Annotated in this window: 21 protein-coding genes; 12 read left to right on the top strand and 9 right to left on the bottom strand. The window is 57.9% G+C overall.

The features are described 5' to 3' along the window. Window positions 1-11: 11 nt before the first annotated feature. Window positions 12-338, bottom strand: coding sequence for a hypothetical protein (locus tag EFQ99_RS18205; RefSeq protein WP_126922393.1), 327 nt, complete (start codon window positions 336-338; stop codon window positions 12-14). Between the two features lie 359 nt (window positions 339-697). Between EFQ99_RS18205 and EFQ99_RS18210 the strand changes: the two genes are divergently transcribed. From EFQ99_RS18210 to EFQ99_RS18220, 3 genes are all read left to right on the top strand, one after another. Next, the gene (locus EFQ99_RS18210) at window positions 698-1,153 is read left to right on the top strand and encodes an NUDIX hydrolase (protein ID WP_126922394.1); all 456 of its coding nucleotides are present in this window, start codon (window positions 698-700) and stop codon (window positions 1,151-1,153) included. After that, the gene (locus EFQ99_RS18215; protein ID WP_126922395.1) at window positions 1,150-2,178 is read left to right on the top strand and encodes an extracellular catalytic domain type 1 short-chain-length polyhydroxyalkanoate depolymerase; all 1,029 of its coding nucleotides are present in this window, start codon (window positions 1,150-1,152) and stop codon (window positions 2,176-2,178) included. Before EFQ99_RS18210 ends, EFQ99_RS18215 begins: the two co-directional genes overlap by 4 nt. A 155-nt stretch (window positions 2,179-2,333) precedes the next feature. After that, window positions 2,334-2,696, top strand: coding sequence for a hypothetical protein (locus EFQ99_RS18220; RefSeq protein WP_126922396.1), 363 nt, complete (start codon window positions 2,334-2,336; stop codon window positions 2,694-2,696). A 644-nt stretch (window positions 2,697-3,340) separates the two neighbouring features. On the opposite strand, the gene EFQ99_RS18225 is transcribed toward EFQ99_RS18220, so the two are convergent. Further along, on the bottom strand, window positions 3,341-3,922 hold the full coding sequence (locus tag EFQ99_RS18225) for a hypothetical protein (RefSeq protein ID WP_126922397.1): 582 nt from the start codon (window positions 3,920-3,922) through the stop codon (window positions 3,341-3,343). A gap of 296 nt (window positions 3,923-4,218) precedes the next feature. Here EFQ99_RS18225 and EFQ99_RS18230 point away from each other — a divergent pair, with 296 nt between their 5' ends. Beyond that, complete coding sequence (locus EFQ99_RS18230; RefSeq protein WP_126922398.1) at window positions 4,219-4,479, top strand: hypothetical protein; 261 nt, start codon at window positions 4,219-4,221, stop codon at window positions 4,477-4,479. Between the two features lie 720 nt (window positions 4,480-5,199). Here the strand turns inward: EFQ99_RS18230 and EFQ99_RS18240 are convergent. The 7 genes from EFQ99_RS18240 to EFQ99_RS35570 all read right to left on the bottom strand — a co-directional run bounded on the left by EFQ99_RS18240 (window position 5,200) and on the right by EFQ99_RS35570 (window position 10,992). Beyond that, complete coding sequence (locus tag EFQ99_RS18240) at window positions 5,200-5,514, bottom strand: hypothetical protein (RefSeq protein WP_126922399.1); 315 nt, start codon at window positions 5,512-5,514, stop codon at window positions 5,200-5,202. Between the two features lies 1 nt (window position 5,515). Next, complete coding sequence (locus EFQ99_RS18245; RefSeq protein WP_126922400.1) at window positions 5,516-5,875, bottom strand: hypothetical protein; 360 nt, start codon at window positions 5,873-5,875, stop codon at window positions 5,516-5,518. Then, window positions 5,875-7,095 (bottom strand): Nramp family divalent metal transporter, encoded by a 1,221-nt coding sequence (locus tag EFQ99_RS18250; protein ID WP_126922401.1) that lies wholly within the window; start codon window positions 7,093-7,095, stop codon window positions 5,875-5,877. Before EFQ99_RS18250 ends, EFQ99_RS18245 begins: the two co-directional genes overlap by 1 nt. Continuing rightward, window positions 7,092-7,523, bottom strand: coding sequence for a hypothetical protein (locus EFQ99_RS18255; RefSeq protein ID WP_126922402.1), 432 nt, complete (start codon window positions 7,521-7,523; stop codon window positions 7,092-7,094). Before EFQ99_RS18255 ends, EFQ99_RS18250 begins: the two co-directional genes overlap by 4 nt. Before the next feature lie 267 nt (window positions 7,524-7,790). Continuing rightward, window positions 7,791-9,905 (bottom strand): catalase, encoded by a 2,115-nt coding sequence (gene katE / locus EFQ99_RS18260; protein ID WP_425376281.1) that lies wholly within the window; start codon window positions 9,903-9,905, stop codon window positions 7,791-7,793. A gap of 100 nt (window positions 9,906-10,005) precedes the next feature. Continuing rightward, window positions 10,006-10,506, bottom strand: coding sequence for a YciE/YciF ferroxidase family protein (locus EFQ99_RS18265; protein ID WP_126922404.1), 501 nt, complete (start codon window positions 10,504-10,506; stop codon window positions 10,006-10,008). Between the two features lie 159 nt (window positions 10,507-10,665). Beyond that, window positions 10,666-10,992, bottom strand: a complete 327-nt coding sequence (locus tag EFQ99_RS35570; protein ID WP_126922405.1) for a hypothetical protein — start codon at window positions 10,990-10,992, stop codon at window positions 10,666-10,668. 251 nt (window positions 10,993-11,243) lie between these two features. Here EFQ99_RS35570 and EFQ99_RS18275 point away from each other — a divergent pair, with 251 nt between their 5' ends. From EFQ99_RS18275 to EFQ99_RS18310, 8 genes are all read left to right on the top strand, one after another. After that, window positions 11,244-11,768, top strand: a complete 525-nt coding sequence (locus EFQ99_RS18275; protein WP_126922406.1) for an NUDIX hydrolase — start codon at window positions 11,244-11,246, stop codon at window positions 11,766-11,768. Between the two features lie 237 nt (window positions 11,769-12,005). Further along, window positions 12,006-14,405 (top strand): FdhF/YdeP family oxidoreductase, encoded by a 2,400-nt coding sequence (locus tag EFQ99_RS18280; protein WP_126922407.1) that lies wholly within the window; start codon window positions 12,006-12,008, stop codon window positions 14,403-14,405. A gap of 202 nt (window positions 14,406-14,607) precedes the next feature. Next, window positions 14,608-15,186 carry a c-type cytochrome gene (locus tag EFQ99_RS18285; RefSeq protein ID WP_126922794.1) on the top strand — a complete coding sequence of 193 codons (579 nt, stop codon included), beginning with the start codon at window positions 14,608-14,610 and terminating at the stop codon, window positions 15,184-15,186. After that, window positions 15,183-16,175, top strand: coding sequence for a cytochrome c oxidase subunit II (gene coxB / locus EFQ99_RS18290; protein WP_425376276.1), 993 nt, complete (start codon window positions 15,183-15,185; stop codon window positions 16,173-16,175). Before EFQ99_RS18285 ends, coxB begins: the two co-directional genes overlap by 4 nt. Beyond that, on the top strand, window positions 16,172-18,085 hold the full coding sequence (gene ctaD / locus EFQ99_RS18295) for a cytochrome c oxidase subunit I (protein ID WP_425376277.1): 1,914 nt from the start codon (window positions 16,172-16,174) through the stop codon (window positions 18,083-18,085). Before coxB ends, ctaD begins: the two co-directional genes overlap by 4 nt. Then, the gene (locus EFQ99_RS18300) at window positions 18,082-18,684 is read left to right on the top strand and encodes a cytochrome c oxidase subunit 3 (protein WP_126922408.1); all 603 of its coding nucleotides are present in this window, start codon (window positions 18,082-18,084) and stop codon (window positions 18,682-18,684) included. The genes ctaD and EFQ99_RS18300 overlap by 4 nt, the downstream gene beginning before the upstream one ends. Before the next feature lie 304 nt (window positions 18,685-18,988). Then, window positions 18,989-19,858 (top strand): cytochrome c oxidase assembly protein, encoded by an 870-nt coding sequence (locus EFQ99_RS18305; RefSeq protein WP_245441525.1) that lies wholly within the window; start codon window positions 18,989-18,991, stop codon window positions 19,856-19,858. 46 nt (window positions 19,859-19,904) lie between these two features. Continuing rightward, a complete protein-coding gene (locus tag EFQ99_RS18310; RefSeq protein ID WP_126922802.1) occupies window positions 19,905-20,258 on the top strand; it encodes a c-type cytochrome in 354 nt (117 codons plus the stop codon). Window positions 20,259-20,260 lie beyond the last annotated feature (2 nt).

The raw sequence follows: 20,260 nt of genomic DNA on the forward strand, positions 1-20,260 counted from the left end.
AAAAGCAGGCCCTATTCCACCGTCAATGTTCCGCCCCCCTTGGAGTATTTCTTGTCTCCAAGCGAATTGATCGTTGCACATTTTTCCTTATCGAACTTCTCGCACATCTTGTTGCCTTTGATGCTCCATGTGCCCTTGTAGGTGCTCTCGTCCCCGTCGACGGTCGCTTCAATCGTTCCATCTGGTTTATAGGTTGTGACGCCCGATTGGGTCTTTGACTTCCAGTGGATTGGGTGGCCCACCAACTCGCTTTTCATCTGCTCCGCCGTCATTGTTGCGGCATACGCACCTGATGCGAAGGCCAGCGCGATGAGGCCAGAAACCGTGATCGCTTTCATCGTTAACTCCCCGTTTTAATGAACGAAGAATGTAACCCCGTCAGAGCACGGCGAATATTTATCCAAAATACTTATCTGGACTTTGAAGCTGCTGGAACCGATCCGCGAGCGCAGGGCTGGGCTCGTCAGCTAATTGCTGATTCCGCCGGCTCGAGCGCGACGGTCGAACTCAACTTGGCATCTAGTGTAGTCAGTCGCATCAAGTGACGCCGTAACTGCGGGGTCTCCTTTGGACAATGCTGACGAGACATGCCAACGCAGAAACCCCGCGGCATATTCAAGTTTCGCAAATGTAGGTCGAAACAACTGGACCCGTCAGTCTCATCGCCCTAGTTTGCAAGCCGTATCGGAGGCCGTTCATGCTCCAGGAGCCAACACGAAACGAAGTTCTGACCGATAACACCGGGCACGATGTCGCACAGGCAGGTGCCATCTGCTATCGGCAAGATGCGAACGGACGTCTCGAAGTGCTTTTGGTTGGCAGTCGACGCAACGGTCGATGGGGCGTTCCGAAGGGCCATATCCAGAGCCGCGAAACGAGCAGCGCGGCAGCCTTGAGGGAAGCGTTCGAGGAGGCCGGCATCATCGGCGATGTCGGCAGCACGCCCGTCGGCAGCTTCACCTATCGAAAGGACAGTAGCGTGAACCGCTACACAGTCGCCGTTCATCTTCTGAAAGTTTCCAGGATTGCCGCGGCGTTTCCTGAAGCGGGACTTCGCAAAACGCAGTGGTTCCGTTTGAGGGATACCAGTCGTGAAGCCGCGCAGCCGGGCCTGCGGACGCTGTTGTCGCGGCTCGAGACGATGGGCGTATGAAGTTCGGTTTCGGCAAGTCGCTGGCGCGAGCCCTCAAGTCCCAGAAGAAATTCAGGAGGCTGATCGAGAAGGCCTTCAAGACGCCTCGAAACAAGGTGAAACGCACGAGGCCGGCACCCGGCGCCCCGAAACCCGTTCTGGTCGAGACGACTGCATTTGGAAGCAATCCTGGCCGTCTGACCATGAAAACCTTCGTGCCGGCAGCGCGGCTGCCGAAACGCCCGGCACTTGTCGTGGTGCTCCATGGCTGCCGGCAGACACCCGAAAGTCTGGATGGTGCCGCTGGCTTCTCGAGGCTCGCAAAGGAACGCGGCTTTGTTCTCCTTTACCCTGAGCAGAGAAGCGCCAATAATTCGCAACGATGCTTCAACTGGTTCCGTCCAAGTGCCGTTGCCAGGGACCGTGGAGAGCTGCTCTCCATCAGGCAGATGATCGAACATGCATGCGAAAAACATCGCATCGACCGCTCGAGGATCTTTGTCACAGGACTGTCTGCAGGTGGGGCGATGACGGCCGCACTGGTTGCCAACTATCCAGGGCTGTTCGCAGGCGCCGCGATCATCGCCGGCATGCCCGTCGGATCGGCCCGAGATGCGATGACCGCGTTACGAGCGATGAAGTCGGGCGCGACGCCCCCGCCTGGCGGCTGGGGGCGACCCGTCGCGGAAATCTCCTCAGACATAAAGCAGTGGCCGCCGATAACCATCTGGCATGGCATGGATGATCGGACTGTGAACCCTGCCAACGCGCTCGCATCCATGGCACAGTGGCTCGAAGTCCAAGGCATCGCCGACAGCAGCGGATATGCGGAGGAAAAGCCGTGGGGCAGATTGCAGTCGTGGCGGGCCGCAGACGGTCTGAAGCTGGCTTTCTATTCGGTCAGGAACATGGGGCACGGGCTTCCAATCAAGATGCGGGATGCCACAAGGCCGATGCGCAGTGGAGATCCTTACGTCATCGCGGCGGAGATTTCAGCTCCAGCCGAATTGCTGCGACTATGGGGCCTGAAGAGGCTCAGCTTGTAGTTTCCAAGGGGCATCTCTGGTCTTCCTTCAGTTCCACTTTCGGGATGGAAGAACTTCCTCTCTTGGGTTCCTCGATCATGCTTCCCGACATTGGTGCGCTTACCCGGGAACCAACCGGACGACCGGGCGTTTGGATCCCGGGATAGGAGGTCGAAATGGCAAAGAAGAATAGTATTCCGAAGAAGATCGTTGGTTATAAGGTGCCTAAAGCCCTCCGCAAGTCGTCCCTCATGAACGGATTGCTCGCGAGCGACATTGGAAGAGGCATCCTCGCCAACGCTCTGACGGCAGCTGCAGGCGCCGCCGCAGCGGTATTGGTTGAGGAACACGACGACGTTGCAAATGCTGCCGACCGAAACATGAGAAAGGGAAGGCGGGCACTAGGAACCGCAGGAATCGCAATGAGCCGCGCCGTCGAAGCCGCAATCGAAGCGGTGAAGTCCTCCACGCGAGATTCGCTTCCCAAGCGCGTGCGGAAGGAGATGAAGGACCGCCCTTCGGAAGGCGCGGTGCACTAGCAGCCGCGCCCGAAGATGCGGGTTATTTGGAACGTTACGCAGTTCAACGGTTCGCGCGCTCCGGGGTCGAGAAGGCAGCGGTGTCGGGTATCGCACGGATGTTTGTGCGCTTGGTCAAACGACATCCGCTTGTCGCCGCGGAGCTTCTGATCGCGGGGGCCGGTCGCGCAGGCAAGGTCGGCTGGGACGAGCTGGAACAGCGGCTCACTGGCCGTAGCGATGGCAATGTCGAACCAATCACGCACTCCGTTCCCCTTATCGGATCATCGAGCCAGGGAAGCGACGAACCAGAATAGTCTCAACCGGGCCGTTCCAGACGCCTGTCAAATATGACTATCGAACAGACCTACGCATTCGGTCATTATTGACTGCCTTGTCGCCTCGAATACTGGCACGCACAAGGAAACGCTGAAGACGATGCGATGCCTAAGCCGAGAGCTTATTCGCGTAGTCCTTGCGAGCGCGATGAGCACTCAGGAAGCGCCCGCCATAAGCGTTGTCAGCGCCACAATGCTCCGCGAGGCCATGGGCGCGGATCGTTTTTCGTCAGCTTTGCGCCGCCCACGAGGGTCGCGATCCTCTGACCGTTCAGACAAATGTCGATTATGCGACAGCCAGGCACGCTCGAAGGGTGCGGCTTCCTTCTACTTCCACTCCCAGAGCGTCTTGGAATGGTGCGGTCGCGTCGTCACGATAGCAGTCGGTTCTCCCGTAATTTCAACGTATTGGCCGGCATCTTCAGCATCATTCACGCCAACGAAGATCATCTTCATCGAGTTCGTGAGCGGTGCGCCTCTGGCGCGATGCTCGAAGCTGGTCACAGCGTGCGGATAGTTTTCATTGAGGCTGATCATCGGCTCGCCGGTCAAAGCAATATGGTCCTGCATCGTCAGAAACGACAAGAGCGACTGTTGGGCGAGCTCCGGCGATACCTGAACATTGCCTTTCGGCGTCCGGGCGTAGGCAATCGTATCCGTTCGCCCTTTCTGCCTTTTTGTTTCGTAGACCATGAGGGCCGCACCCATCGCAAGCTCAACGTGCAGGTCGAAGGTTTGATACCGATCGGGCCGCTCGAACAAATCGTCCAGTGCTGCCTTCAGGTTTTGAACATAGTCGGCATAAAGCGAGGCAATCATCACCAATCCATCACAAGGGCAGGAGCCCATCAATTTTGGTCGCGGCAACGGCAATCTGTCAGCCTTTTTGGGCCCGGGAAGACCGCCCATTGGCCATCGACGCGCGCTGGTACTGCCACAATGGGGCAGGGTTATGCAATCTGCGAGATTACGACAACCGCAGCTCAGCCCGGTCCCGGACGCAATATCAGGGCTGAGGTCTTTCAAAGCCAGCCCAGCGCAAGTCCGGTCAGCTAACTGGGGTGCATACTGCCTCCCAAGATTTCGATCACGCATGCCCCGCCCATCGGGCGGGGCTTTTCACAGCCTGCTTGCTTTCGCCTCTAACAGCCTCCGGCAGATGTTGGTCATGCTCACTCCGTTGCTGGCTTAAGGCAACCGCCAGGATGACGATGGCGCTGCGGGCGATCAACTGCCGGCTGAGGCCGTCGGCCCGGAGCCGCAAGCAGGATCCCTGCCGAGATTCGGAGATCGCAGAACGCCTCATCGCGCTCGACGAACTTCAGTCGTGGCGCACTCAGGCGCAAGCCGAAAGCAAGGAACTCACAGCTCGTGTTGGAAAGGTCGCCGACGGCCGGCGCCATAAGGAAGTGCAATCGACACTCAACCAGCAGATGGCGATCTGCGGGCGATATGCAAGATCATGACACGGCTGAAGCGACTCAACGGCGCACAGCTAAGTAAAACAGCGCGTCGATATAGATTAAGTGCCGCTATGGCTTGGCTGCGGCATGGCGCTCAAAAAAGGCCCCGCCGAGACGGGGCAAGTTTGTCGTAACGACGGATCGCACAGGGAGGAACACCCGTGCTTTCCTATAGCTTTAACGAAGTAGGGTCCGGGCAGGTTCCAGTACGATGGGGGACAGTGGATCGTGCAGCCAACTAGTTTCGATACAAGTTCGTGACGTGGGAGGGCAGCTGGATCGCCTAGACTGCTACGGCGTGTAGGGGAAGGAGGGAGGTTTGGGTTCAGTTAGAAGCCGCAATAAATAAGCCTTGTCCCTCACTCCGTGCAGATACAGGTCGGTAACCTGGATGGCCATGTCCTGCCTCGGTTCGTCGGATTTGATCTGTTTCGCTAAATCGACTTTATCGAACGCCCGCTGACAAAGAGCGACTTCGCTACGCTTTTCAAACGTACCCGATCGTGGAAATCTTCATTGCTTTGCCGAGCTGCTTCGCCCATTGACCGCCCGGTGCCACGTCTACTCTTGCCGCGATGGCGTTTTCGCGAACGGCCTGAAAATCGGAGATCATCCACCAAGACGGGGAGCTGCTTCCTTCCGATGGAAGTGGCTCGGCCTCCTCGCTCGAAGGCTTTTGCCGTCCCTATGGCTGGTACATCGGGGGGAACCGCGTCAGTAGCCTTAGCCTTCACCCAGCGGGGCAAGTTCCTTCTCTTCGCAAAGCAGCTTTAGTTCGCTCCCGCCGAGTTCGATTTGATTCCAGCGTATACGGTAACCGCGATGTCGGCGGCGAAGGCGGAAGAGATCCAAGAGCGCGGCGCCCATTGGTGATGCAGACATTCGCTCCATGGCTGCGTACAAACCGACATGAAATTCGGTTATGACGAGATCTGGCCCGTCTTCCTCCGCCCGCACCTCTTCAATATGACCAATTGTTTTTCCCGCCCTCGATAAGACGGCCCGCCCCACCAGCAATTCGATGTTGATCTCGACCATTTTATGCTCCGGGAATTTTACTCACCACTCTGTCTCGTAGCCAATCTTGCCAGTCAAAAATTCCGGTATCCGTGACGGCCACGTCCAACTCAACGTCAACCCCAATATCGCGCACAGCACTCCATGCGACGCGATGGGGTGTGGAGTGTCTATCTCCGCCGAGTCGCGATGCAAGCCAAGTTATCCAACGCTTTGGCCGCCGGCCAAATCGGCGGGCCATGACGATCGCGCCGACCTCTATCGCAACCACCCGGGGCGGACTGTTCGGCCGGAGTTCGGCGACGATACCGTCAACCTTGCCCATCTTCACGCCGTTCCGGTCGACCAGTTGCTTATCGAGTACATCCCGCAGCAAATCCATCACGTGCCTCCCACGATCTCAAGCGGGATGGCCACAATCGCCAGGACAGAACCGAGCAGCACGATCAAGACGACCGCCAAATTGGAGATGATCCCATTCCTATATTTTCCAACGTATCGCTCATCATTCATCAGGAATAAAAACGGGATGACTGTTAGCGGGAGCGTTGCTGCCGTCAAAGCCATGGACAGGATCGTCAACTTCAATGGATCGATGCCAAAGACGATCGGGACGGCCGCGAACAAGAGCACCAGCGTATAGACAGCGCTAAATCCTGGATCTTCACTTGGTTTGCGGTCTTCGCCCCAGTTCCAACCCAGTCCCTGAGCCGCCAGGTAGGCCTGCTGCAACCCAACTTCCAGAATTGCGCCAAAACAGGCGATGCCCAGAGAAGCAACAAACAACCAGTAACCCCAGAGGCCAAACACGGGGATGAGCATCGTCGGCAACTGATGGTAATCGGTGATCTGCTCTACCCCATTCGAAGCCAGAACAAGGGCGGCGACGATGAGCACGGCGATCGATATGGTGCCGCCAAAGCTCATGCCCAGCGCTGCGACAGCACGATTGGCGCCCAGATGGGTTTCGTCCCACTGATCTTCGACCGCGCCGGAAGAATAGAACAAAAACAGGTATGGCGATATCGAGGCGCCGAGAATGCTGACGACCATAAACCAGTAGCTTGCATGGTCGTGCTGCGGCAGGCTTGGCAAGGCACCGGCGGCCACCGACTTCAAGTGAGGTTTAAGCAACACCGCCGCGACGACAAAACAGAGGGTCACCAGTCCGAGGATGGCGACGCCTTTCTCGATGAAACCGAAAGTGCCCTTCCAGAGCAACAGCCAGGCAAGGAACGCAACCGCCAACGCCCACCACTGAAACCCAATGCCCGTGGCAAGTTCAAGGGCAATAGCTGCTCCGCCTATTTCGGCGGCAAGAACCATCAGATTGAGCAGGAGGGTCGAGAGAAAAGGCAGCAAGAAAAAATTGAAACCAAACCGCTCACGGATGCCGTCTGAAATCGTGTGGCCGCTGACAGCGGCGAAACGGCCGGCCATTTCAACAAGGAAAATGATGCAGATGGTGCCGAGCACGATCGCCCAGATCAACTGAAGGCCGAATGCCGAGCCCGCCTGGGCCGCCGTCGCCAGCGATCCGATTTCAAGAAAGCCGCCGACACTTGTGACAATTCCGAGCGATATCTCCAGTAGCTTCTTCATGTGGATCGTCTCATGCCCGAAGTCAGACTGAGACGTTCGATCGCGTCTTTAAGATGCGTCGCCGTTTCCATCGTGTCGTGATCTCCACGCGCAACCTGATTCTGCGCTTGTGAAAGTAAATTGACGATGTCGCTCACCGAGCCGGTCAATGCTTCGCGCTCTGCCGTGTCGACGTGGCGCAGGGCCTCGATTTCAGAAGCGGCACTTTCGATATTGCGCTGCATCGCCTTCAAGGTCTGGCGTACATAAGCATCGGGGAGTTGGTTAAAGTACCAGCCGTTGAGCGCCATCCGGGCCGAATTCGAGCAGGACGAAATTATTGATTGCGCGCTCACCTGATCGGCGGCGGAAGAGGAGCAACCTGCCAAGGCTGCGACCAAGCAGAGAACACTTCCGTGGATTTTCAAGAAATTCCAATGGTCGTCCATGTTCGCTTGCTCAGCGCTTTATTCCCTTCGCCGTAAAACGCAGTTCCAGTCAGCATGTTCCGGCGGACCAAAGCCCCGACTTGGTCGGGGACACACCGATCGCCAACCTGCCCAGGTATCGGTTCGGCCGGCTGGCCAGATCCTACGGAATGACACACGCCGGGCGGGCTGCTTAGACCGCCGACGTCGAGCATCAACGAAAGAACGTTTGGACAGGCTGACGCAGCGCAGCTGCGAGACGCAGCCTCGCGGCGTCCTGTCTTGCCGTCATCCTTTCGGTGGCGAAGCCTTGCCAAGCTTGACGGAGGGTTCCCGGCCCCAGACCCTTAGCTTGCCGAGCTCGGTGACGAAGGCGGCGATACCGTCTTCCCCCGGCAAGCTCAGCACGCCCTCGTCGATATTTTCCGAAATTCCGGCCTTTTCGAGCAGCGGCAGCGCGGAAAGATGATAGCCGATGAACTTGCAATGCTGGAAGGCGTCGGCGACGAAATCGCGAGCGGCGGCCTCTGTGACGAGATCCTCGATGGCCGCCGGCGAGGTCAAAAGTGCGATCGCATCGAAAAGCACTGAGGGTGCGCCATCGATCATGTGCTGCGCTTCGATCCAAGCGTTGTCAGACGCGGTCACGCCACCGACCTTTGGCGCGATCAGTTCGAAGACGGCTTTCTGTTTGGTGAGCGCCGTTGTCAGGCCCTTGAGCAGTTTGGCATCGACACCGTCAGTGATCAGGATACCAAGCTTACGCCCCTCGAAGCGTCCTGGACCGCGTTTGACGATGCTGAGCGCCGGAGAGGGCTCCAGGTCCTGGCGCGTTGGAATGGCGGCTTCAGCCGGTTTCGGCAGCGACCGCAATCCGAGTTTTTCTGCGACGGTGGTCGCCAACGTTTCATCGATGTTGATCAGATGAGATACCATCCGCTCGCGGATGACAGGGTTTTCGACCTTGCTGAGTTCAAAGGTCAGCGCCATCGCGATATGCCGTTGCTCGGGCGGCGTCTGGCTGATGTAAAACTGGCGCGCCTGGCTGTAATGGTCGGCGAAGCTTTCCGGACGCAGCCTGACCTTTGAACCTTGTTCCTCGGAGGCGAAATGTCGAAAGCCTTTCTGAGGCGATTCCCGCGGACCTTCGCCCCACGAGTTTGGTTGGTAGTTAACCCGGCCGATCGGATTGCGCATCGCCATGTGACCGTCCTGCTGAAAGGTATGGAAGGGACACTTCGGCGCATTGATCGGCAAATGCGTGAAGTTCGGCCCGCCGAGGCGCTTGAGTTGAGTGTCCAGATAGGAAAAATTCCGGCCCTGCAGCAGCGGATCGTCGCTGAAGTCTATGCCCGGCGGAACGTTCTGCGTCATGAAGGCGACCTGTTCCGTCTCGGCGAAGAAATTGTCGGGCATCCGATCGAGCACCAGCCGACCGATCGGCTGAACGGGAAGGATTTCTTCCGGAATGATCTTCGTCGGATCGAGCACGTCGAAATCGAACGTATCGGCAAACTCCTGATCGAAAAGCTGGACACACAATTCCCATTCCGGAAAGTTGCCCGACTGGATCGCTTGCCAGAGATCGCGGCGGTGGAAATCCGGATCGGCGCCGTTGATCTTAACCGCCTCGTTCCAGGCGACGGACTGCAGCCCGAGCTTCGGCTTCCAGTGGAACTTGACGAATGTCGACTGATCCTTGGCGTTGACGAAGCGGAAGGTATGGACGCCGAAGCCTTCCATGAATCGGAAGGAGCGGGGGATCGCCCGGTCCGACATGACCCACATGATCATATGCATGCTTTCCGGCGTCAGGCTGATAAAATCCCAGAAATTGTCATGGGCCGACTGCGCCTGCGGGAAGGCCCGGTCTGGCTCCGGTTTCACGGAATGGATGATGTCGGGAAACTTGATGGCGTCCTGGATGAAGAAAATAGGGATGTTGTTGCCGACGAGGTCCCAGTTCCCCTCGCGGGTATACATCTTCACCGCAAAGCCGCGAACATCCCGGGCAAGATCAAAGGATCCCTTGCTGCCGGCAACCGTCGAAAAGCGCACGAAGACAGGCGTCTTCTCGCCCGCACGCTGGAAGACGTCGGCCCGGGTGTAGGCGGCTAAGGATTCGTAAGTTTCGAAGAAGCCGTGGGCGCCATAGCCGCGGGCATGAACCACACGCTCGGGTATTCTCTCGTGGTCGAAGTGAAAGATCTTCTCCCGGAAGTGAAAGTCTTCGATCAGGGCAGGGCCGCGTGCTCCGATGCGCAGCATATTCTGGTCATCGGCGACTGGTCCGCCCTGTGCAGTGGTAAGGACATCGGCGCCGTTCTCCGCGAACTGGTGAAGCTCACCGCCATCGCCTCGATGGAGCTTTTGGTCGTGCACCGTGACCCCATCAGATTGCATGGTGTTGGATGGTCTCTTGGCCATGTTTCGTCCCCTGGATTATAGGATGTGAAAAGAAAGGGCCGCCTCGAGGACGGCCTTTTTTTGCGATGCGCAGTGGCTAAGCGGCCCTCGTGGCCCTTGCATTGGCAGAAGCCTCCGCGAGCTGCGTCAGCTTCTTATCGGTGGCTGCCTCTTCGGCAAGGTTTGCCTTTAGAAGCGGCACCGCGTCCTTTAGACCAAGTGCGTTCGCCCAGGCAATCAGGGTGCCGTAACGGGCGATCTCGTAGTGTTCGACGGCCTGTGCGGACGAAATTAGGCCGGCGTCGAGTGCCGGCGATCCTTTAAACTCTTCCATGATCTCCTCGCCTTCGGAGAGGATGCCCTGGATTGCCTCGCAGGTCTTGCCGCGGGCGGGCTTGCCGGCCAGTTCAAATACCTTTTCGAGGCGTTCGATGTGGCCTTGGGTCTCGTCGCGATGCTGCAGGAAGCCTGCTCTTCCTTCTTCCGATTGTATGGCGCCGGCCATCTTCGGAAGGGCCTTGAGGATCTGCTTTTCGGCGAAATAGATGTCTTTCAGCGTATCAAGGAAAAGGTCTGCGAGTGTCTTGGTGTTTGCCATGATGTCCTCCTGTGGCAAGTTGTAGATCGATGTCTCTCTTCGTGACGTATTGTTGCTGCCAGAGGACATAACATCATCCTCGGCGGCGAAGACTTGGCCATTCGGCGCTAGGCCGGCGACCGCCTCTGGGAAGGTCGCGGCTCGAGTCGTTTCTCCTGACTAGATTTCGGGGCATCCCCGACGGTTGGCGAAAATCATCCGATCTGGACCTCGTCGAGTGAACCCTTCGACGACTATGCTTCGTGGTGACACCCGGACAACTTGTGCTCTGCGGAGCCCTTCGCCTCTTGCAATGTCCAGGGCCTCCCGAGGATGGCAGCCTCGTGGCCGGCGGTCGTAGCTTTCATATTGATCGCGGTCGTAGGCGCCGATGCCTCCGGGGCCGACGCGAAGTTCCAAATTCTGAGTTGACGCGATCGTCGGAAGGACGGTCAGCCCTGACATGGCCGCCAAAACTGCGAGCACGAATTGAAGTGTTTTCAGCATTGTCTCTCCTCCAAGAATGCAAGCCTCGGGATCCCAACATCGATGCACGGGTTTTGTTCCTTAACTGCCGGCGTGGAGACGATGTCTGAACTTGGACGGCCTGACTGGCGGCCGTTGATTGACGGGTGATTTTGCTGAAATCGAAACAGGCGACCGGGAACTCCGACAGATCAAATCTTGTTTGCTGCTTTGGCAACCATCGATTCGAAATTACTCAGGTTGACCTATTGCTAGATTGATGAGGTGAACCGATGCGGCAACAGACATACCTACCTGAGCTCGTGCCTGAAGCGTCGGAAATACTGCAAGGACAAAAGGCCGACCAATGCGCCGCGATCTGCTGGCAACTCAACGAAGCTGGCATGGTTGACGTGCTCCTGATCACAAGCCGTGATACCGGCCGGTGGGTGATCCCGAAGGGATACATCGAAAAGAGTGAGCAATTGCACAAATGCGCTCGCCGGGAGGCGCTTGAAGAGGCCGGTGTGGTCGGCCGCATCGGCAAGAAGGCTATCGGCTTTTACTCCTACCTGAAAGATCCGACGAGAGCGCCCTATCGCGTCGCCCTTTTTCCGCTGCATACGGATCACGAAATCGACGAATTCAAAGAGCTTGGAGAAAGGAGACGCGCCTGGCTGTCTCCGTCTGAAGCATCGGTCCTCGTGGACGAGCCCGAACTGCAGGTCTTGTTCATGTCGATTGCGGGAAGCAGCCCGCCAAAATCTTCAGAAAGGCTGTTGCGAAGGCCCGATCTGACGCTCGGCATAAGCAGGTAACGGCCCGGCCCCTCGTGCTGGCCCCATCGCGCTGGCCACAAAACGCCCCGTCATTCTGAATGCAAAAGCAGGAGATGCGCGAGGAGATTTCCAAGGTGCATTCAGGACGCGACACATCTTTCGAAAACTTGATCGCTGGCAGCTTCTCGAAGAGCTTTGGGGGATGGCTTCCCCTCTTCGAGATGGCTTGGAACAAAAGGCAATGCTTTTGGTTCGGGGAAAACAGAGGGACAAGAAATGTCTGCAAATCCCAAATCTCCGCCGAAAATCGAACGTTACCGGGGGCCGGCGGGAGGTTGGGGCTCAGCTAAATCAGTGGCCGCAATCCTAGCCCAGGAACACAAAACCCTGGCTGGCGCAGGAGTTCTCTCAAAGCAAAACAAACCCGACGGCTACATGTGCGTGAGCTGCGCATGGGCAAAGCCAGCCAAGGCGCATCCGCTCGAATTTTGCGAGAACGGCGCAAAGGCAACAGCATGGGAAATTACAAGCCGGCGAGCCGACAGATCCTTTTTTGCCCGACACGCCTTGAAGGGCTTGGAGCTATGGCGGGATCATGACTTGGAAGAGCAGGGCCGTTTGACGCATCCGATGCGATGGGTTCCGGCCACCGACCATTATGTCCCTGTTTCATGGCAAGCTGCATTTGACGAGATCGGCAGAGAACTTCGGTCGCTGAAACCGCAAGAAGTGGATTTCTACACTTCCGGGCGAGCTTCGCTCGAAACCAGCTACATGTATCAGCTTTTCGCGCGCATTTATGGCAGCAACAATCTACCCGATAGTTCAAACATGTGTCATGAAAGCTCGTCGGTCGCGCTGCCGGAAAGCATCGGAGCGTCCGTCGGTACGGCGATCCTCTCGGACTTCGAGAACACCGACTGCATTTTCTATATCGGACAGAACGTTGCGACGTCTTCTCCGCGTCTGCTTCACGACCTTCAAGATGCGGTCGATCGTGGCGTCAAGATCGTCACTTTCAACATGCTGCGCGAGCGGGGGCTTGAACGCTTCGTCAATCCTCAATGGCCGTCGCAAATGCTCACCGGATCGGAAACCCGGATCTCGTCTCAGTACTATCAGGTGCGCAACGGCGGTGACATTGCGGCTCTGTTCGGAATTTGCAAGGCGCTGATCGAGGCGGATGACACTCTAAAGGCGACTGGCCGTTCAAAAGTTGCCGGGAATGATGGTCGTCCAGCCGATCCGTCGAATGCGGCGATGGTTGCCTTTGCTGCATCCATGGCCTCGGCGGACAAGAAGCATGTGCTAGATCACGATTTTATCAAGGATCATACGGCCGGCTTTGAAACCTTCGCGGCGGCGGCACGCCAGCATGAGTGGTCCGAGCTCGAACGGATTTCGGGCCTCCTGCGTGAGCAGATGGTGCAGGCAGCGGAGATCTATGCCAACTCGAATGCCGTCCTTATGGTCTACGGGATGGGGCTGACGCAACATCTGATGGGTGTCCAGACCGTGCATATGGTCGCCAATCTTGCTCTGCTCCGCGGCAATATCGGGAAGCCCGGCGCAAACATTTGTGCCGTGAGAGGACATTCGAACGTTCAGGGGCAGCGAACCGTTGGAATTACCGAAAAGCCTGGTCTCGTGCCGCTCGACAAGCTGTCCGAGCTCTACGGCTTTGAGCCGCCGCGCTGGACGGGACACTCCACGGTCGAGACGTGCAAGGCGATTATGAAAGGAGAAACGCGTGCGTTTGTCAGCTTGGGCGGAAATTTTCTCAAAGCCGTTCCGGAAACCGGCGCCATGGAGGCCGCATGGCGAAAGCTACGCCTGACCGTCCACATCGCGACCAAGCTCAATCGTAGCCACGTTATTCATGGCGAGATCGCGTATCTCCTACCGTGTCTCGGCAGGATCGAAATCGATCAACAGGCCACCGGTCCCCAGGCTGTTTCGGTGGAAAGTTCGATTGCCCATTTCCACGGCTCCAGGGGAAAAACCAAGCCCGCGAGTGGGGAGCTGCTCTCGGAACCGGCAATCGTGGCAGGCCTTGCCAAGGCTACATTAGGTGAATGCAAGGTGCCTTGGGACGAATGGGTCGGGAATTATGCCAGGATCCGTGAAGCGATTGAGGACACCTATCCGGAAACGTTCAAGGACTTCAACAAGCGCCTGTTTCAACCCGGAGGTTTTCCTCGGCCGCTGCCGGCACGCGAACGGAAATGGGTCACTTCGAACGGCAAGGCCAATTTCATCACGCCGGAAAGGCTATTTCCGGATCTCCCTACCGCAGCCAGATCCGATGTCCTCCACCTTGCCACGCTGCGCTCGAACGGTCAGTTCAACACGACGATCTATGGATACGGAGATCGTTTTCGTGGCGTCGAGGGCACGCGAAGGGTGGTGTTCATGAATGCCAGTGATATCGCGGCTCTTCATCTCGAAAACGGGATATCGGTCGATCTCACGACCGCTATCGATGAAACGACCGTTCGAACAGTGACCGCGCTGAGGGTTGTGGAATATGACATTCCCAAGGGCTCGTGTGCGGCGTACTATCCGGAAACGAACCCGTTATTTCCATTAGATCACCACGACGCCAAGTCCAAGACGCCTTCATACAAACTGTTGCCGGTTGTTGTTACGCGATCGGTCGAAACACCTCGCGACTGACCTGCAGATGGGATTGCCAATGCTGTTCGGTGGTTCTGTAGGAGCATCGGATCGTTTCAGGAGGCTGGCCGGATGGATCGCCTGCCTGACATTGGCCGGTCTGTTCGTCTGGAAGGCGAGCGCCTCAGGACCTGCCGGCCAGGGGGCACCGCATTTCGGCGATAAGGCGCTTGCGCAAGACCCGAGTAAGGCGCCCGACAAAATGAGGATCCTGCTCTGGGGATTCCTGATCGCGGGCGGACTCGCGGTGTCGGTGCTGCTCGGCTGGATAGACCACCCACGCGAATTCAGGCTCGATCCCGCAATCACCGCGGAATTGGATCATTTGAAACTGATGCGAAACGGCATCGGCGGAGCGCCGCCTGAGGTCGATTTCGCACTCGGTCAACCTTATGAAACGGATTCTTACAATCTGAGCCAGGGCAAACGCCTCTACACCTGGTTTGGCTGTCCAACCTGTCATGGCGACGGGCGAGGGGCAGCAGGTCCTTCGTTTCTCGATGGATGGTGGCTCTATGGACCCGAGATGGTTTCAATCGTTGCTTCCATTCGAGACGGAAGGCCGCATGGCATGCCGGCATTTCAAAACCGCATGACGATAGAGCAGATCTGGCAGCTCGCGGGCTACGTCCAGACGATCGGGGCTTACAGCGCCAAGGTTGCAGCACCAGGCCGCGATGATGCAAAACATACGCGCCCCTCCGAAAACCGGGCGCCCGCAACAATCATTTTCGATGAAGGACCGGTTGGCGTTCATCCTGAGCAGGGGCCGGAACCGTGATCGCAAGAGTTATCTTATCGGGGTTGCTTGTTTGTGGCCTCATCGGTTGCGCCGGCGCGCAGTCGGCTCTCGATGTGCACGGTGCATTTGCAATGCACCTGAAACACTTGATGCTCTCCGTGATTTTGGTTTGCACACTCGTGTGGATCGCCGTGATGATGGTGCTTGCATATGCACTGTTCCGCAAACGCCGCGATCCGGCCGAGGGCAAAGCGGGTGCCGACAAAAGGGCGACGATCATCGTTTCTGCCGCCGTCGGAGCAACAGTTCTGATCATTACTGGGCTAACAGTCGCAAGCTTCTATACCACCCGTTTGATCGATGCGGACGGGGAGGTAGCATTAACTATCGCCATTAAGGGCGAACAGTGGTGGTGGCGCGTCACCTATATGCTGAATGGCAAACCCGACTTCGAGACGGCAAACGAGATCCATATTCCTGTCGGACGGACGGTTCTGCTTCAGCTCGAAAGCGCGGACGTCGTCCACTCGTTCTGGGTGCCAAGTCTCGCCGGCAAGCAGGATCTCGTTCCAGGAAGGACGAACACGCTTGCCCTTCGCGCCGAGACGCCGGGCGTCTACCGTGGACAGTGCGCGGAGTTCTGCGGCCTCCAGCATAGCCACATGGCGATGCTGGTTGTTGCCGACGATGCCGCTTCCTTTGAGCGATGGCTGGCCGGCCAAAGGGCGGAAAGTCTCGAACCTGCCGAGCCGGAGCCGACTGCCGGGCAAGCTGTGTTTTTGGGAAAACCCTGTGCCGCCTGTCATCGAGTGCGTGGAACACCGTCCGCCGGAACCACCGGCCCTGACCTCACTCACGTGGGGAGCCGGGACACGGTCGGAGCCGGCGTGATGGAGCGCACCAGGGGCTCCATCGCAGCCTGGATCGCGGACCCTCAGACGCTCAAGCCCGGCAACAACATGCCGATGGTGCCGCTCACCAGCGACGAGCTGCGCGCTGTCTCCGCGTACATCGAAAGCCTGAAATGATGGTGGACGATGGCCCCAAGAGAGACCTTCGGGATACCGCGCTCGACACCGCCGAGCTCGACCGGCATCTAACGTCGATATGGCGCACACGCCACGGACTATGGGCTGCGTTATCGACGGTCGACCACAAGATCATTGGCCGCCGCTACATTATCACCGCGTTCGTTTTCCTATTCCTGGGCGGTATCCTCTCCCTTTTTATGCGGCTTCAATTGTCGCAGCCGGAGGCCCGGTTCATCGGGCCGGACCGCTACAATCAGATCTTCAGCATGCATGGCACGAACATGATGTTCCTCTTTGCCGTCCCGGTCATGGAGGCAATGGCGGTCTATCTCGTGCCGTTGATGGTCGGCACTCGCAATATTGCGTTCCCCCGCCTCAATGCGTTCTCCTACTGGATGTTTCTTGCCGGCGGAATCTTGCTGTGGGTGGCGTTTGCGATCGACACCGGTCCTGATGTTGGCTGGTTCGCATATGTGCCGCTTGCTGGGCCGCAATACGGCACCGGAAAGCGGGCAGACATCTGGGCGCAGATGATTACCTTCACCGAAATATCAGCGCTTTGTGTGGCCGTAGAACTGGTGGTGACGATCTTCAAGCAGCGCGCACCCGGCATGTCGCTGGACCGGATTCCACTATTCGTATGGTCGATGCTGGTAACGTCGTTTCTGGTTATTTTGGCAATGCCCGCGATCATGATTGCCAGCACCTCGCTTATCCTCGACCGCCTCGTCGGAACCCATTTTTTCAATCCGGCCGAGGGCGGAGATGTCCTGTTGTGGCAACACCTCTTCTGGTTCTTCGGCCATCCGGAGGTCTATATCATCTTCCTGCCGGCGGTAGGGATGGTGTCGACCATCGTTGCGACTTTCACCGGACGGCCCGTGTTCGGCTATCTTGCGATGGTGATGGCCTTGATTTCGACCGGCGTTCTGGCGTTCGGCCTTTGGGTGCATCACATGTTCGTTGCTGGCTTGCCCCGGTTGGGAGAGAGCTTTTTCACCGCTTCCAGCATGGCCATCGCCGTTCCCGCCGGTGTGCAGATATTCTGCTGGCTGGCAACGCTCTGGATGGGTCGGCCCGTGTTCAAGACGCCGCTTTTGTTCGTTATCGGATTCATCATCACATTCGTCGTCGGCGGGATGACGGGGGTGATGGTAGCCTCTGTGCCGTTCGATACCCAGGTTCACGATACCTACTTCGTCGTGGCTCATTTTCACTATGTACTGGTCGGAGGCGCAGTTTTCCCGCTGCTTGGCGCGATCTATTACTGGTTTCCCAAAATCACCGGCCGGATGATGAGCGAGACGCTCGGACGTTGGGTGTTCGCGCTGATCTTCGTCGGTTTCCACCTCACCTTTTTCCCGATGCACATTCTCGGGCTCGCCGGAATGCCCCGGCGAGTCTACACCTACCAGCCCGAATTGCCCTGGGGCGGTCTGAACATGATGGTCAGCCTGAGTGCACTCGTTCTGGTATCGGGCTTCCTGTTATTCGTCGTCGACGTATTTCGAAGCGCAAGAAGCGGTCCGGTGGCCGGCGCCAATCCCTGGGGCGCGGCAACACTCGAATGGGCGACGACGTCGCCGCCGCATTGTTATAATTTCCGTCGAATGCCGGTTGTCGACTCGGGGGAGCCACTGTGGACAGAGGATGAACTCCCGGCGGCTTCGGGCCTTCGCGTCGATCGCCGGGAACTGCTTATCACGACTGTCGTCGCAGCGATGCCTGAAGCGCGGGAATCATCGGTCCCGCAATCCATCTGGCCGCTTTGCACGGCGGTGGCGACAACGATTGTCCTGATCTGGTCGATCTTTACGCCCTGGGCAGTCGTCTGGGGATCGATCCCGGTCGCGGTCGCCTTGACCGTCTGGTTCTGGCCCAAGGGCGCTCCGGAGGAAGAGACATGAGAGAACGCGTGGTCCTCGATGTTTCATTCTTGAAGTCACATGGTAGCGGGACTGCGAGCCCGACATGGTGGGGGACGCTTGCCTTCATGCTGATCGAAGGCACGGGTTTTGCGTTGGCAATTGTGATCTATCTTTATTTGATGAGCCTGGCCCCCGATTGGCCGATCGATAGCCAAGTCCCGGCACTGACGGCAGGCACGCTGATGACGGTCGTGCTTGTCGCCAGCCTCGCTCCAAACATGCTGGTTGCGCGTTGGGCGAAAAAGCAAAATTTGCCCAAGGTTCGCTTCGGATTGGTTATCATGTCGCTGCTCGGGATCGTCCCGCTGATTATTCGCGGTTTCGAATTTCCTGCAATGCGTGTCAGTTGGGATCGGAACGCCTATGGATCGATCGTCTGGCTGATGTTGGGCTTACACACCACCCACATTCTGACGGACCTGGTCGAAACGCTTGTGCTCACATGCCTTATGTTCACACGCCATGCCGACAACGGGCGCCGATACGGCGATATTGCGGATAACGCGATGTACTGGAACTTCGTCGTTGCTACGTGGTTGCCAATCTACGTCTGCATCTACTGGGTCCCGCGCCTATGACAACGATATCCACTCAAATTGCAGGGTATGCAATTGCTCCCATGGCATGGGCTTTGACGACTGAACTCGGGCAGATACTTCCCTACGTCGACTGCGCCGCCCGCACCAACTGGACACTCGTGGCTTGCGCAGCCACTGCCGGTGCCAGCGTCGCTGGCATCATGTTCGCCACGAACGGTTGGCGGAGTTGGAGCGTTTCCCAGAGAAAATTCGGCCAAACCTGTCTGGCCATCGCGGCAGTCTTCGTATTCGCGCTCGCTTTGCAGGGGGCCGCTTCCATGCTGCTCAGCCCATGCGCACGTTGATGGCCCTCGGCGTCACGATCACCAGCGCCGGCACGGCCTTGGCGCACGGCGCGGAGGAGCATACAGCCTCCTACGCCTGGACCTTCGATCCCTGGGTCGTTATCCCTCTTTGCACCGCAGCCGCGTTGTTTGCGATAGGCACCGGCCGATTGCTGTGCCGCGTTTCTCCAGGAAGGCCGGAGCAGCTTCTCCGTATTGTTGCTTATTTCGCTGGTTTGCTTTCCCTCACCGTGGCTCTGGTTTCACCGATTCACTGGCTGGGCGAGCACCTCTTCACCTATCATATGATCGAGCACGAGATCGTCCTGGCCATATCGGCCCCCCTTCTGGTGCTTTCACGACCCACTGCAATGTGCGTGTGGTCGCTTCCGAGGTTCGCCCGCCGCTGGATGGCGCGGGCATTCAACGCTTCCCCGGTTCGCGGCCTTTGGCGCTGGCTTACCGGCGGGATCAACGCCACGGTGCTGCATGCCGTGGCAATATGGGCCTGGCATGTGCCGATCCTGCTCGACGCGTCGCTCACGAATCTCGCAATGCACAGGCTCCAGCATCTCTCTTTCCTCATCACCGCACTTATATTCTGGTGGGCGATCATATGGCGAAGCGAACGAGGCGCGGCTGCGTGGCATCTGTTCGTTACCATGATGCATACGAGCGTTCTGGGCGCTTTGATGGCTCTCTCGCCGCGAGTTCTCTACGTCGCGCAGACAGCAAGCGCACCCGAATGGGGACTGACGCCGTTGGAGGATCAGCAGATGGCCGGAATGTTGATGTGGATTCCCGCCGGCACGGTCTATGCGGGTGCGGCGATCTTCCTGCTGTCGAAGTTGATCAGGGATTCAGGACGGAGAGGTGCCAACCTTGTCTAAGACTTCACATCTTTCCGCGGTGGGCGTCATCGCCTTGCTCATCACGATGGTGACTGCGTTTGCGACCACGCAATATCTCGGTAACCGCAGTCTTCGCTACCAAACTGCGATTTTGCTGACGGGCGGGGATCCCGATCGATCGCCCACGATATTTCGCCGATACGGGTGCTCGGGCTGTCACACCATCCCCGGAGTGCCGGGCGCCGATGGATTGCTCGGGCCTGCGCTATCTGGTCTGTCTGCGCGCGTCTATATCGCCGGCGTGCTACCGAATACTGCGGACAATCTTGAACACTGGATCGTTTCACCGCAACAGTTTTCGCCGCATAGCGCCATGCCGGAGACCGGAATAACCTCCGAGGAAGCCAAGGATCTTGCCGCATATCTTTACGCGAACTGACG

The sequence above is a fragment of the Rhizobium vallis genome, from assembly GCF_003985155.1.
Lineage (GTDB): Bacteria > Pseudomonadota > Alphaproteobacteria > Rhizobiales > Rhizobiaceae > Rhizobium > Rhizobium vallis.